The 14,025-nt window shown below is 72.3% G+C and carries 9 protein-coding genes; all 9 read left to right on the top strand.

Going from position 1 to position 14,025, the window contains the following annotated elements; all coding sequences use genetic code 11:
- Window positions 1–3: 3 nt before the first annotated feature.
- The 9 genes from IEY87_RS41795 to IEY87_RS41755 all read left to right on the top strand — a co-directional run bounded on the left by IEY87_RS41795 (window position 4) and on the right by IEY87_RS41755 (window position 14,004).
- Window positions 4–705 (top strand): ABC transporter permease, encoded by a 702-nt coding sequence (locus tag IEY87_RS41795; RefSeq protein ID WP_189144420.1) that lies wholly within the window; start codon window positions 4–6, stop codon window positions 703–705.
- The gene (locus IEY87_RS41790; protein WP_189144419.1) at window positions 702–1,688 is read left to right on the top strand and encodes an ABC transporter ATP-binding protein; all 987 of its coding nucleotides are present in this window, start codon (window positions 702–704) and stop codon (window positions 1,686–1,688) included. The genes IEY87_RS41795 and IEY87_RS41790 overlap by 4 nt, the downstream gene beginning before the upstream one ends.
- 51 nt (window positions 1,689–1,739) lie before the next feature.
- Window positions 1,740–2,585 (top strand): molybdenum cofactor guanylyltransferase, encoded by an 846-nt coding sequence (gene mobA / locus IEY87_RS41785; protein WP_189144418.1) that lies wholly within the window; start codon window positions 1,740–1,742, stop codon window positions 2,583–2,585.
- Between the two features lie 53 nt (window positions 2,586–2,638).
- Window positions 2,639–4,405 carry an aldehyde ferredoxin oxidoreductase family protein gene (locus tag IEY87_RS41780; protein ID WP_229699456.1) on the top strand — a complete coding sequence of 589 codons (1,767 nt, stop codon included), beginning with the start codon at window positions 2,639–2,641 and terminating at the stop codon, window positions 4,403–4,405.
- Window positions 4,406–4,514: 109 nt separating this feature from the next.
- A complete protein-coding gene (gene fdhF / locus IEY87_RS41775; RefSeq protein ID WP_189144416.1) occupies window positions 4,515–7,457 on the top strand; it encodes a formate dehydrogenase subunit alpha in 2,943 nt (980 codons plus the stop codon).
- Window positions 7,454–9,199, top strand: coding sequence for an NAD(P)H-dependent oxidoreductase subunit E (locus IEY87_RS41770; protein ID WP_189144415.1), 1,746 nt, complete (start codon window positions 7,454–7,456; stop codon window positions 9,197–9,199). Before fdhF ends, IEY87_RS41770 begins: the two co-directional genes overlap by 4 nt.
- Entirely contained in the window at window positions 9,196–10,416 is a 1,221-nt protein-coding gene (locus IEY87_RS41765; protein ID WP_189144414.1) for a molybdenum cofactor synthesis domain-containing protein, read from the top strand. Before IEY87_RS41770 ends, IEY87_RS41765 begins: the two co-directional genes overlap by 4 nt.
- Window positions 10,413–12,332: a molybdopterin biosynthesis protein gene (locus IEY87_RS41760; protein WP_189144413.1), complete on the top strand. Its 1,920-nt coding sequence runs from the start codon at window positions 10,413–10,415 to the stop codon at window positions 12,330–12,332. Before IEY87_RS41765 ends, IEY87_RS41760 begins: the two co-directional genes overlap by 4 nt.
- A gap of 226 nt (window positions 12,333–12,558) precedes the next feature.
- Window positions 12,559–14,004 (top strand): cellulase family glycosylhydrolase, encoded by a 1,446-nt coding sequence (locus IEY87_RS41755; protein WP_308113015.1) that lies wholly within the window; start codon window positions 12,559–12,561, stop codon window positions 14,002–14,004.
- Window positions 14,005–14,025 lie beyond the last annotated feature (21 nt).

The following is a 14,025-nucleotide window of genomic DNA, read 5'->3' as shown; positions in this document are numbered from 1 at the left end:
GCGATGGACGTGCTGTTCGACGGGCTGGTCGACGCGATCGGACTGCTGCTCTCCGGGGATCGGGACACCTGGTCGATCATCGCGCTGACCCTGCGTGTCTCGTTGACCGCGACCGCGATCGCCATCCTGATCGGACTGCCGCTGGGCGCGCTCGTGGCGCTGGCGCGCTTCCCGGGCCGGCGGATCGTGCTGGCGGCGGCCAACACGGGGATGGGCATGCCGCCGGTGGTGGTCGGCCTGTTCGTCACCGTGCTGCTGTGGCGCAGTGGACCGCTGGGCGGGCTCGGCCTGCTCTACACCCCGACCGCGATGATCATCGCCCAGTCCGCGATCGCCACTCCGGTCGTGGTCGCCCTGGTCGCGGCGGCGCTGCAGCAGGTGGATCCCGACTTCCGGGTGCAGATGCGGGCGCTGGGCGCGACTCCGGTGCGCGCGTTCGCGGCGTTGCTGGGTGAGGCCAGGCTGCCGCTGCTGGCCGGGGCGATGGCCGCGTTCGGCGCGGTGGTGAGCGAGGTCGGGGCCGCGCAGATGGTCGGGGGCAACCTGGCGGGGCAGACCCGGGTGCTGACCACCGCCGCGGTCCTGGCCACCAGCCAGGGCCAGTTCTCGCTCTCGATCGCGTTCGGCCTGATCCTGCTGCTGATCGCGTTCGGCGTGAACCTGTCGCTGACCCTGGTCCAGCAGCGACGGACGGTGCCGCGGTGAGCGCCGGGATCGGGTGCCGGGACCTGCGGGTGCACGCCGGGGGCAGGGAGCTGCTCAGCGTGCCGGAGTTGCACGTCGCGTCCGGACGCACGCTGGCCGTGCTGGGCCCCAACGGCGCCGGCAAGTCCACCCTGCTGCGCGCGCTGGGCCTGCTCAGCAGCCACCGGGTCAGCGGGCGGATCGTGCTCGACGGGCGTCCCGCGACGCGGCCGCTGATGCGCCAGGCGCTCGCGGCCGTGCTGCAACGGCCGATCCTGCGCCGGGGCACGGTGGCCGACAACGTGATCAGCGGGCTGCGCTTTCGCGGTATGAGCCGTCGCGAGGCCCGTACCGAGGCATGGCCGTGGATCGAGGCGCTCGGTCTGGAGTCTCTCGTCGGCCGGGACGCCCGCAGTCTGTCCATCGGCGAGGCTCAGCGGGTGAGCATCACCCGCGCGCTCGCGGCGGGACCTCGGGTGCTGCTGCTCGACGAGCCGTTCAGCGGGCTGGACAGCACCACCCGCGCCGACCTGCTCGCCGACCTGCGCGCCGCGCTGACCGGGCAGCCCACCGCCACGATTCTGGTGACCCACGACCGGCAGGAGGCTCTCGCCCTGGCCGAGGACACCGCGCTGCTGATCGACGGGCGGATCCGCCAGCACGGCTCCACCGCCGAGGTGCTGGACCACCCCAGTGACGCCGGCACGGCCCGGCTGCTCGGGTACACGAATCTCCTCCCGCCGGCCCTCACCGGCCGGGCGCACACCCTCGTGGCGCGGCCCGAGCACACCCAGCTCGTCCTCGACCCCTCGGACCAGACCGATGACGTACGGGGAACGCTGCGCCGGACGGTCGCGCTGGGCAGCGCCACCCGTGTCGACGTCGACACCAGCGCCGGCGCGCTGACCTGCCTGCATCTCGGCGACGTGCTCGCCACCGAGCTTCCCCCGATCGGCAGCGACGTCCGCGTCAGGATCCGGCACGCGCGGTCGTTGACCAGCTGAGCGGTCGGCCCCGTCGTGAGCGCGACTCAGGACGTGGCCTACCATGCGGGCATGGAGACTGCTGCGGGCGTCGTGCTGGCGGGCGGGCGCTCCACGCGGATGGGGCAGCCGAAGGCCTGGCTGGAGTGGCACGGTTCGACCTTGCTGTACCGGGCCGCCGCGGTCCTCGCCAGGACGGTCGACGGGCCGGTCGTCGTGGTGGCCGCGCCCGGCCAGGAGCTCCCGCCGCTGCCCTCAGGGGTCTCGGTGGTCGAGGATCCCGTGGAAGGACTCGGCCCCATGCAGGGGCTGGCCGTGGGGCTCGCGGCGGTGGCGGATCGGGCCGAGACGGCGTTCGTGTGCTCGATCGACATGCCGTTCCTCCATCCGGCCTTCGTCCGCCGAGTCCTGCGCGCCCTGTCTCCCGGCACGGATGTCGCGCTGCCGGTGGCCCGGGGTTTCCGGCAGCCGCTGGCCGCCGGCTACCGGACCGCGCTGGCCGGGCTGGTCACGGACCTCCTGGCCGAGGGCGACCTGAGGCCAGGCATGATCTTCAAGCACTGTGCGGTGGCCCGGCTGAGCGACGAGGAACTACTGGCCGACGCCGAGCTCGCCCGGCACGACCCGACCCTGGAGTCCGTGGTGAACCTCAACTCCCCGGACGACTACGCGGCGGCCCGCGACCGGGTGCCGCCGGAGGTCATGGTGGAGTGTTTCGGCGCGCTGGCGCGGAACGGCGGCCATCGGCCACGCGGTGTCCGGGCCGCCACGCTCGGCGCCGCGGCGGCCTCGGCCGGGCTGACCCTGAACCGTCACGTGGTGGCCGCGCTCAACGGTGATCAGGTCACCCGGGACGAGGCGTTGCCGCTGGTCACGGGGGATACCGTCGCCTTCCTGTCGGCGGATGCGGGCGGATGAGGTCGTAAGGTCGGAGTATGGCGCCAGGTGGATTTTTCGGACAAGCGCTCCTCGTGGACGTCGTCGGCGGGCAGGCGAGCAGCGCTCCCTACGAGCTGGACGAGCGGGTGCTGCGGTCCTACCTGGGCGGGGTGGGCCTCGGCACGTGGTTGATGCACCGGCTGGCGCCCCCTGGGGTCGATCCCCTGGCTCCGGAGGCGCCGCTGGCCTTCGTCTTCTCCTCGCTGGTCGGCACCCCGCTGACGACCAGCGCGAAGTTCGCGGTGGTGGCCAAGTCGCCGCTGACCGGGCTGCTGACCGACGCCCTCGCCTCCAGCCAGTTCGCCATCGCCGGCAAGCTGACCGGGCATGACGCGATCGTGATCCGGGGTCGCGCCGACGAGCTCTCGGTGCTGCTGATCGACGGCGACGGCGTACGTCTCGAACCGGCTCCCGAGCTCGCCGGGCTGAGCGCGGCAGAGGCGGAGTCCGCGGCGAAGGCGCGGTTCGGCCGCACCTGGCGCACCGCGGCCATCGGCCCGGCGGGCGAACGCCAGGTCAGATACGCGACCATCAGCCATGACGGCCGCCATGCCGGCCGGGGCGGCCTGGGCGCGACGATGGGCGCGAAGAACATCAAGGCGGTGCTGGTCAGAGCGGCGACCAAGGTGTCGGTCGCGGACCAGCCGGGGGTCCTCGCCGCCGCCCGGGACCTGCGCGCGCGCAGTTTCGGCCCGGCCACCGCGAAATACCGGGAGCTGGGCACACTGGCCAACCTCCTGGCCTTCAACGCCGTCAGCACCCTGCCCACCCGCAACTTCACCGCGGCGACCTTCGAAGGGGCGCCCCGGCTGGCCGCCGAGGAGCTGCACGAGCTGCGGGGGGTGGCGCGCAACAGCTGCGCGTCGTGCTCCATCGGCTGCGAGCACATCTACTCGCGCAAGGGCGGCGGCAGCCAGCGGATGGAGTACGAGAACGTCTTCGCGCTCGGCCCGCTCTGCGGCGTGTCCGACCCCGATGAGGTGTTCGCGGCCAGCGCGCGCTGTGACGAGCTGGGCATCGACACCATCTCGGCGGGTGGCACCATCGCGTGGGCGATGGAGTGCGTCGAACGTGGTCTGCTCGACGAGCCGTGGCTGCGGTTCGGCGACGGCGCGGCGCTGTTGCGGGCGCTGGACGCGATCGGGGAGCGGTCCCCGGGCCTCGGAGAGCTGCTCGCGCAGGGCTCGCGCCGGGCCGCCGGCGTGGTCGGGCACGCCTCGATCGACTTCGCGCCGCAGGTCAAGGGGCTGGAGCTGCCCGGTTACGAGCCGCGCAGCCTGCAAGCGATGGCGCTCGGGCTCGCGGTGAACGCCAGGGGGGCCGATCACAACCGGTCCGGCGCCTACGAGGCCGACCTGTCGGGTGATCTCGACCGGCTGGCCGGCGGCGCGGCCCATGTCGCCGCCGCGGTCGACACCGAGGACCGGGCCGCGGTCATGGACTCGATGATCCTCTGCAAGTTCCTGCGCGGCGTCTTCGACGACCCCTTCACCGAGTGGGCCAGGCTGCTGGCGCTGGTCACGGGGTGGGGGCTGGACGCCGCCGAGTTGCGGGAGACCGCCCGGCGGATCGTCCGGGCCAAGCGCGCGTTCAACATGCGCGAGGGGGCCACCGCGGCCGACGACACGCTACCGGCCCGGATGCTGGAAACGCCACTGGAGCTGGGCTCCGGCCGCCAAGCGTCGCTGGACGCGGGCCGCCTGCGGTCGATGATCGCCGGTTACTACGTCGCGCGCGGCCTGGACGAGGAAGGGCGCGTCACGGCGGCCGATCTCCCGGGTCTGCTGCTGGAGGCGTAGCCATGCGGCGTGCAGGCCCCGGCTCCGGCTCGCGAAAAGCGACAATTGCGACGAAATACTGTATGCCGTATCCTGTATGCAGCTTCACTGCTCGACTGATGAGGTGGAGATGACGACGCTCGACGAGCCGGCGACGGCTGTACGGACGGTGACGGTCGAGATCGATGGCCGTGCGGTGACCGTCCCGGACGGCACCAGCATTTACGATGCCGCGAAACTGGTGGATGTAGATATTCCGGTGCTGTGCCACAACGAGCGCTATGACCCCGTCGGGGTCTGCCGCATGTGCGTGGTGGACACCGGTGGGCGGGCCTTCGCCGCCGCCTGCGTGCGCCCCTGCGAGGAGGGCATGCAGGTCAAGACCAGCACTCCGGAGCTGGAGCGTAACCGGGCCACCCTGACCGAGCTGCTGATCTCCGACCAGCCGCCGCGCGCGGAGGACCCGAAACAGACGACCACCGGCGACAACCTGCTCCTCGACCTCGCCGATCGGTTCGACGTGGCCAAGGAGACGACCGACCTGCCGTGCGGTTCGGGCCGGGGCCTGGACATCTCCAATCCGGTGATTGCGGTCGACCATGACGCGTGCATCCTCTGCGACCGCTGCGTCCGCGCGTGCGACGACATCCAGGGCAACGACGTCATCGGCCGCTCGGGCAAGGGCTACTCGACCAAGATCGCCTTCGATCTCAACGATCCGATGGGCGCCAGCTCCTGCGTGACCTGCGGTGAGTGCGTGCAGGCCTGTCCCACCGGCGCCCTGACCAACAAGGCGATCAACGCCATCCCCATCCGGCCCCGCGAGGAGCTGGACGCGGTCGACAGCGTGTGCCCGTACTGCGGCGTCGGCTGTGCTCTCACCTACTACGTCGACCGGTCGCGCGGTGCGATCGCGTACGCGGAAGGCCGTGACCAGCCGGGCTCGCAGAGCCGGCTGTGCGTCAAGGGCCGGTACGGCTGGGACTACGCGGCGTCGCCGCAGCGCCTGACCGTGCCGCTGATCCGGATCGAGTCGTCCTATCCCAAGGGCCCGCTGTCGGCGGACGTGCGCGGCGACGCGGACAACGACCGGGGACGCGGCGGCGCCGGCGGCAACCGCAGCGGTGGCGGCCGCAGCGCCAAGCTGAGCAAGAACGGCAAGGACCGCCGGCGCAAGCCCGGCGGCCTGGTCGACTACGACGAGGTGCTGCCGCACTTCCGCGAGGCCACCTGGGAGGAGGCGCTCGACCTGGTCGCCCGGCGGCTGACGGAGATCCACACGGAGCAGGGCGCCGGCGCCATCGCGGGATTCGGCTCCGCGAAGTGCTCCAACGAGGAGGCGTACCTCTTCCAGAAGCTGATCCGGGCCGGCTTCGGCACCAACAACGTCGACCACTGCACCCGGCTCTGCCACGCCTCGTCGGTGGCCGCGCTGTTCGAGGGCGTCGGCTCCGGCGCGGTGTCGACCACGTACGGCGACGTCGCCAACGCCGAGGTCGTCATCATCACCGGGTCGAACCCGACGGCGAACCACCCCGTCGCCAGCTCCTTCTTCAAGCAGGCCCGGCGGCGCGGCACGAAGATCATCTATGTCGACCCTCGCGCCAACACCGTGGCCGAGCACGCCGACTACCACTGCCAGGTCAAGCCCGGCACCGACGTGGCGTTCTACAACGGGATCATGCACGAGGTGATCCGTCTCGGCCTGATCGACCTGGAGTTCGTCAAGGCCCGGGTCTCCGGCTTCGAAGAGCTGGTCCGCACGGTCAACGAATACCCGCCGGAGCGCGCCGCGCAGATCACCGGCGTCGACGCGGACCTGATCCGGGAGGTCGCACGGGTCTGGGGCGAGGCCAAGGCCGGCGTCATCTACTGGGGCATGGGCATCTCCCAGCACACCACCGGCACCGACAACGCCCGCTGCCTGATCGCGCTCTGCTCGATCACCGGCAACGTGGGCAAGCCGGGCACCGGGCTGCACCCGCTGCGCGGGCAGAACAACGTCCAGGGCGCCTCCGACGCCGGGCTGATCCCCATGTTCTTCCCCGACTACCAGGGCGTCGACCGGGACGCCACCCGCCGGCGGTTCGAGGAGGCGTGGGGCACGGAGCTCGACCCCAACCGGGGTCTCACCGTCACCGAGATCATCGGCTCGGTGCTCAAGCCCGGCGGCGTACGCGGCATGTACATGCTGGGCGAGAACCCGTTCCTGTCCGACCCCAACATCAACAAGGTGCGCAAGGCGCTGTCGCAGCTGGACTTCCTGGTGGTGCAGGACATCTTCCTGACCGAGACCGCGGAGTTCGCCGACGTCATCCTGCCGGCGTCGTCGTACCTGGAGAAGGAGGGGAGCTACACCAACACCGACCGCCGGGTGCAGCTCGGGCGCAAGGTGCTGGACCCGCCGGGCCAGGCCCGGGTGGACTGGGAGATCATCCAGGACCTCGCCCAGCGGATCGGGCTGGACTGGTCCTACTCCTCTCCCAGCGAGGTGTTCGACGAGATGGTCGCGCTGATGCCCTCGTACGCGAACCTGCGGCACGACAACCTCGGGCTGACCGGAAAGCTCTACCCCAACGACGACCCCGAGCACTCCGACGGGACCGTGGTCCTGTTCGACGAGCGGTTCAACACCGACGACGGACTCGCCCACCTCGTCCCCGCGCAGTGGCTGCCGGCGAAGGAGCTGCCGGACGGGGAGTACCCGCTCGTGCTCAACACCGGCCGGCTGCTCGAACACTGGCACACCGGGTCGATGACCCGGAGGTCGTACGCGCTGGACGCCATCGCGCCGATCGCCGAGGTGTACATGCACCCCAAGGACGCCGCCGACCGCGGGCTGGCGCACGGTCAGCGGGCCCGGGTGCGCTCCCGGCGCGGCGCCATCGAGCTGCAGGTACGCGTCTCCCACCGCGAGCAGCTGGGCAACTGCTTCATCCCGTTCCATTTCCGGGAGGCGGCGGCGAACCTGCTGACGATCGACGAGATCGACCCCTACGGCAAGATCCCCGAGTTCAAGTTCTGCGCGATTCAGGTCGAGGCGTTGTCAGCAGTAGGGGAAGTGTCTGAATGACCACGAGTTTTGAGCTGGGACGTCCCCGGGTGCCAGGAGTGGAGGCACGGGCCGGGAAGTTCCCCGGGCCGTCGCTGATCCCCGCGCTCAACGCCATCCAGGCGCGGCTGGGCTGGTTGCCGCGCGAGGAGCTGGAGGAGCTGGCCCGCACCATGCGGCGGCCGCTCTACGAGATCGAGGGCCTCGTCTCGTTCTACCCGCACTTCCGCACGACCCCGCCCGCCAAGGTGGCCGTCAGCGTGTGCCATGACCTGTCGTGCTGGCTGCGCTCGGCGGATGACCGGATCGCCGAGGTACGCGACCGCTACGGCGACGACACCGAGATCGAGCTCGTGGAGGTGTCCTGCCTGGGCCGCTGCGACAGCGCCCCGGCGCTGGCCGTCAACGAGCACCCCGCGCCGGTCGCCGACGTCGACGCGCTCGTGGCCGCCGCGCGGGAGGAGGAGCTCGGCGAGGCCGTCGTGACGCCCCGCGCCGAGCCGTGGCCGAACGATCCGTACCCGGCCGGTTCGGACGTCTCCACCCGGTACGAGAGCCTGCGTGCGCTGCTGGCCGGCGAGCTGAGCGCGCAGAGCGTGGTGGCCACGCTGGAGGCCTCCGGCCTGCGTGGCATGGGTGGCGCGGGGTTCCCCACCGGCAGGAAGTGGGGCCTGGTCGCCGCCGCCGAGCCGGGCAGTGTCAAGTACGCGATCTGCAACGCCGACGAGTCCGAGCCGGGCACGTTCAAGGACCGTCAGATCCTCACCGACCAGCCGCACCTGGTGATCGAGGGCCTCCTGCTCGGCATGGCCGTGGTCGGCGCCGAGCAGGGCTGGATCTTCATCAGGCACGAGTACGGCCCCGAGGAGCGCGTGCTGCGCGCGGAGATCGCGGCCCTGCGTGAGGCCGGGCTGATCGGCGCGAACGCCTGCGGCAGTGGCCGCCGTCTCGAGCTCGACCTCTTCGTCTCGCCCGGTGGCTACATCCTCGGCGAGGAGACCGCGCTGCTGGAGTGCATGGAGGGCCACCGGGGCGAGCCGCGCAACAAGCCGCCCTTCCCGGGCAACTACGGCCTGCACGGCCGCCCCACGTTGATCAACTCGGTGGAGACCTTCGCCGACGTGCCGGTGATCCTGCGGCGCGGCGCCGACTGGTGGGCCGAGCAGGGCGAGGGTGACTGCGTCGGCTGGAAGTTCTTCGCCGTGTCCGGGCACGTCGAGAACCCCGGCGTCTACTGCGTGCCGATGGGCACCACGGTGCGCGCGCTGATCGACCTCGCCGGCGGCGTGCTCGGCGGCGCCCGGGTCGGCGCCGTGCAGCCGGGTGGCGCGTCCTCCAACTTCATCGGCCCCGACAAGCTGGACCTGGCGCTGGACTTCGGGACGCTCGCCGAGGCCGGGACCATGCTCGGCTCCGGCGCCCTGGTGGTGCTCGCCGAGGGCACCGACCTGCTGGCCGCCTCGACGAACGTGCTGCGTTTCTTCCGCAACGAGTCGTGCGGCAAGTGCGTGCCCTGCCGGGTCGGCTCCACCAAGGCCCACGACGTGCTGCGCGGCGCGCTGAACTCGGGGGCCGCCGCCCTCGATGACGCGCAGCGCGGCCGGATCCTGCAGTTGGAGGAGACCATGCGCAAGACGTCGATCTGCGGGCTCGGACAGGTGGCGCTGGGCCCGGTGGTGTCCGTGCTCGGGCTGAACAAGGGCGCCGCGGCGGCTCGTCCGCAGCCCCGGCCCGAAGGCTCGGAAGAGCAACCGGACCGTTGAGCGGCAAGGAGTTCTTCACCGCCCGTACCCTCGCCGAGGTTCGGTCCGGATTCCGGCCCGCGCATCGCACGCCGGTGGAGCGCGTCCCGTTGTCCGCGGCGCTGCACCGGGTGCCCGTCGCGGACATCACGGCGCCCGCCGCGCTGCCCGGCTTCGCGCGTTCGACCGTGGACGGCTTCGCGGTCCGGGCGATGGACACCTACGGCGCCTCCGACGGGCTGCCGTCCTACCTGGACCTGGTGGGCGCGGTGCGGATGGGCGCCGAACCCACCGTGGCGGTCCGGGCCGGCGGCTGCGTCGCGATGCCGACCGGGGGAGTGCTTCCGGCCGGCGCCGACGCGGTGGTCATGGTGGAGTACACCGCGGAGACGATGCCGGGCACGATCGAGGTGACCCGGCCGGTCGCCCCGGGTGGCGGCATCGTCCGCGCCGACGAGGACGTGGCCGCGGGCGGCGTCCTGGCGCCCGGCGGCCGGCCGTTGCGCGCCCCTGACCTCGGCTTCCTCGCCGCGGCGGGGGTGACCACGGTCGCCGTGCACCGCCGGCCCCGGGTGGCGATCATCTCCACCGGCGACGAAGTGGTGCCACCCGGCACCGTGGAGCTCGCTCCCGGGCAGGTACGCGACGCCACGGCCTCCGCGCTGGCGGGGCTGGTCGCCGACGCGGGCGGCGAGCCGGTGATCGCCGGGATCGTCCCGGACGAGCCGGGCGTGCTCAAGGACCGGCTGGCCGCGGTCGTGGCCGAGGCCGACCTGGTGGTCGTGTCGGCGGGCTCGTCGGTCGGGGCGAGGGACGAGACGGCGGGCGCGGTGGCCGCCCTCGGTGCGGTCTGGTGCCACGGGATCGCCATCAAGCCGGGCAAGCCCACCCTGCTGGCCGAGTGCTCCGGGATCCCGCTCATCGGGCTGCCGGGCAACCCGCTGTCCGCGTTGGTGGTGTTCGGGCAGGTCGGGGTACCGTTGTTGTGGCGCATCGCCGGGTGCGAGGCACCGCCACCGGAGCCGAGCACGCGTGCGCGGCTCTCGCGCGACCTGGCGTCGGCGGCAGGCCGGCTCGACGTGGTCCAGGTCGGGGTCCGGGACGGTGTCGCGGAGCCGCTCTTCGGCCCGTCGGCGCTGCTGTCGGTGCTGACCCGCGCCGACGGATACGTGGTCGTGCCCGAACCGGCCACCGGGCTGGACGCGGGCACCGAGGTAGAGGTCGTCCTGTACCGATGAGCGCAGCAAGTCCCTTCGTCTCCGACGTCCCGGCGGGGCGGGCCCTCGCCGTCTGGCGTGAGGTGCGTGCCGCGGCGGGCTGCCCCGCCCGGATCGGCCTGGTCCGGGTGCCGGTGGCCGCCGCCGTGGGGCGGGTGACGGCCGAGCCGGTGTGGGCGCTGCGCTCCTCGCCCGCCTTCGACTCCGCCGCCATGGACGGCATCGCCGTACGCGCCGCCGACACCGTCGGCGCGGCCGAGACCAGCCCGGTGCTCCTCGCCGCCGGCGACTTCGAGGTGGTCGACACGGGCGACCCGCTGCCCGACGGGTACGACGCCGTGGTCATGCGTGAGCACGTGCACCGCACCCCGGACGGGGAGGCTGAGCTCCGCGCGGCCGTACCGCCCTACCAGCACGTCCGCTCCATCGGGGAGGACATCGCCGCCGGCGAGCTGCTGCTCCCGGAGGGCCACCGGCTGCGCCCCGTCGACGTCGCCGCCTGCGCGGCGGCGGGCGCCGTCGAGCTCGGCGTCCGCCGCGCGCCGCGCGTGGTGATCGTGCCGACCGGCGACGAGATCCGCCCGATCGGCGCGGAGCTCGCCCCCGGCGACATCCTCGACACGAACTCGATGATGCTGGCCGCGCAGGCCAGGGCGGCCGGCTGCGCGGCCCACGTCACCGAGATCGTCCCCGACGACCCCGAGGCCATCACCACGGTCCTCCGCGAGGCCACCCGCGACGCCGATCTCGTCCTGCTCATCGCGGGCTCCAGCGCGGGGCGCGACGACTACACCGCCCGCGTGGTCGCCGGGGCCGGCGTCGTCGCGGTCCACGGGGTCGCCGTGCGCCCCGGCCATCCCGTCGTCCTCGGCGCGGTGGCGGAGACGCCCGTGATCGGCGTGCCCGGCTACCCGGTGTCGGCGGCGCTGACCTTCGACATCTTCGCCGCTCCGATGCTCGCCGAGCTGGAGGGCGCCGCGCCGCGCGAACGCCCCTCGGCCACGGCGCACCTGGCCAGGAAGCTGCCGTCCGCCATCGGCATGGACGACTGGGTACGGGTCCGCCTCGGGCGGGTGCAGGACCGGCTCGTCGCCACCCCGTTGCCCCGGGGCGCCGGCGTGCTCACCTCACTCGTCCGCGCCGACGGCCTGCTCGTCGTGCCCTCCGGGGTGGAGGGCCACCACGCCGGGGATGAGGTCCGGGTCGAGCTGCTGCGCGGCCTGTCCGAGATCGGCCGGACCATCGTCGCGATCGGCTCGCACGACCTGGTGCTCGACCTCGCGGCCTCCGCCCTGCGCGCGGCGGACCCGCTGATCACGCTGGCGTCGTCGAACGTCGGCTCGCTGGGCGGCCTGGTGGCGCTGCGCGACGGCCTGTGCCACCTGGCGGGGTCGCATCTGCTGGATCCGTCCACCGGCGAGTACACGCTGCCGTACGTGGACAGGCTGCTGGGCACCGGCTCCGACATCGCCGTGGTCCGGCTGGTCCACCGCGACCAGGGACTGCTCGTCGCTCCCGGCAACCCGCTCGGCCTGACCGGGATCAAGGACCTGACCAGGCCCGACCTGCACTACGTGAACCGGCAGCGCGGCGCCGGCACGCGGGCGCTGCTGGATCACCAGCTGGCCGGGCTGGGCATCGACCCGGGAGAGATCGCGGGCTACGCGCGCGAGGAGCACACCCACCTGGCGGTGGCGGCGGCCGTGGCCGCCGGGCGGGCGGACGCCGGGCTGGGGATCCTCGCCGCCGCCCGGGCCTTCGGGCTCGACTTCGTCCCGGTGGCCCAGGAGCCGTACGACCTGGTGCTGCGCACCGGCGCGCTGTCGGAGGAGGCGCTGGCTCCGCTGTGGGCGCTCCTGGAGCGACCGGACTTCCGCGCCGAGGTGGAGGCGCTGGGTGGGTACTCCTGCGCCGAGACAGGACGGCGCATTCGCTGACCTGAGAGGCCGCCCGACCAGTGCCGGTGGTTCGGCGACCAGGGCCGGGTCAACGGCACCCGGAGCTCGTACGGCCGGCGGTCGGCCGTTCGCGTCGTACGGCTGTCGCGGGACCGCCGGTGAGCCCTTTCTCGAACTTTGGGCCTTGTGTGAGGTTCGGTGTCAACCTATGCTGCGCCGCAAGTTAAGAAACTTTCCTAACCGGGCCCGAGGATCGGAGTCGTTCGTGAGGCGAAGTGCAGGTGCGAGGATCTTCGCGGTCATAGCCGCGCTGATGGCGCCGCTCATGGTGCCGGCCGGCGTGAGCGCGAGCGCCGGGTCGGCGGCCGACCCGCTGGTGTCCCAGGGCAAGACCGTGACGGCCCTGTCGGTCGAGGCCGCCGGCCTGGAGCCGGGCAAGGCGGTGGACGGCGACACGGCCACGCGGTGGGCCAGCGCCGAGGGAATCGACCCGCAGTGGATCCGGGTGGACCTCGGCGCCACGCACACCGTCTCCCGGGTGCGGCTGAACTGGGAGGCCGCCTACGCCACGGCGTACCGCGTGCAGACCTCGCCCGACGGGTCCACCTGGACCGACGTCTACTCCACCACCTCCGGCGACGGAGGGATCGACGACCTCACGGTCAGCGGCAGCGGCCGGTACGTGCGCGTGTACGGCACGCAACGCGGCACCCCGTACGGCTACTCCCTGTGGGAGATGGAGGTCTACGGGGCACCCTCGGGCGGTGGCGGCGGCGGCACCCCGGTGCAGGCCAACGGGCAACTGCGGGTGTGCGGCATCAAGCTCTGCAACGAGAGCGGCAAGCAGATCCAGCTGCGCGGCATGAGCAGCCACGGCATCCAGTGGTACAACCAGTGCCTCAACACCTCCTCGCTCGACGCGCTGGCCACCGACTGGAAGGCCGACGTCCTGCGCATCTCGATGTACATCCAGGAGGACGGGTACGAGACCAACCCCCGGCTGTTCACCGACCGGGTGCACTCCCTGATCGAGATGGCCACCGCTCGCGGCATGTACGCGATCGTGGACTGGCACATGCTCGACCCGGGTGACCCGATGTACAACCTCGGCCGGGCCAAGACCTTCTTCACCGAGATCGCCCAGCGGCACAACGGCAAGAAGAACGTCCTGTACGAGATCGCCAACGAGCCGAACGGCGACGCCGTCACCTGGTCCGTCATCCGCGACTACGCGCACCAGCTCATCCCGGTGATCCGCCAGCACGACCCCGACGCCCCGATCCTGGTCGGCACCCGCGCCTGGTCCTCGCTCGGCGTCTCCGGCGGCGGCAACGAGACCGAGATCGTCAACAACCCGGTCAACGCGGCCAACATCATGTACACGTTCCACTTCTACGCGGCCTCGCACGGCACCGAGTACCTGAACACCCTGTCCAGGGCCGCCGACCGGTTGCCGATCTTCGTGACCGAGTTCGGCACCCAGACCGCGTCCGGCGACGGAGCCAACAACTTCTCCCGGTCGCAGCAGTACCTCGACCTGCTGGCCCAAAAGAAGATCAGCTGGGTCAACTGGAACTTCTCCGACGACTTCCGCACGGGCGCCGTCTTCACCACCGGCACCTGCCCGAACGGCTCGTTCGCCGGGACGGGCCGCCTCAAGGAGGCCGGCGTCTGGATCCGCGACCGGATCCGTACCGCCGACGACTTCTGACGCGGCGCATGGCGCGGGCGT

The sequence above is a fragment of the Nonomuraea glycinis genome, assembly GCF_014646515.1.
In the GTDB taxonomy this organism is placed as follows: Bacteria; Actinomycetota; Actinomycetes; order Streptosporangiales; family Streptosporangiaceae; genus Nonomuraea; species Nonomuraea glycinis.
The sequence above is the reverse complement of the archived record's forward strand: the minus strand, read 5'-3'. Positions and strand labels throughout refer to the sequence as shown.

What these genes read in the sequence shown, in the direction of transcription:
- IEY87_RS41795 (WP_189144420.1), top strand. Translation starts at nt 4, where the DNA reads ATGGACGTGCTGTTCGACGGGCTGGTCGACGCGATCGGACTGCTGCTC.
- mobA (WP_189144418.1), top strand. Translation starts at nt 1,740, where the DNA reads ATGGAGACTGCTGCGGGCGTCGTGCTGGCGGGCGGGCGCTCCACGCGG.
- fdhF (WP_189144416.1), top strand. Translation starts at nt 4,515, where the DNA reads ATGACGACGCTCGACGAGCCGGCGACGGCTGTACGGACGGTGACGGTC.
- IEY87_RS41770 (WP_189144415.1), top strand. Translation starts at nt 7,454, where the DNA reads ATGACCACGAGTTTTGAGCTGGGACGTCCCCGGGTGCCAGGAGTGGAG.
- IEY87_RS41760 (WP_189144413.1), top strand. Translation starts at nt 10,413, where the DNA reads ATGAGCGCAGCAAGTCCCTTCGTCTCCGACGTCCCGGCGGGGCGGGCC.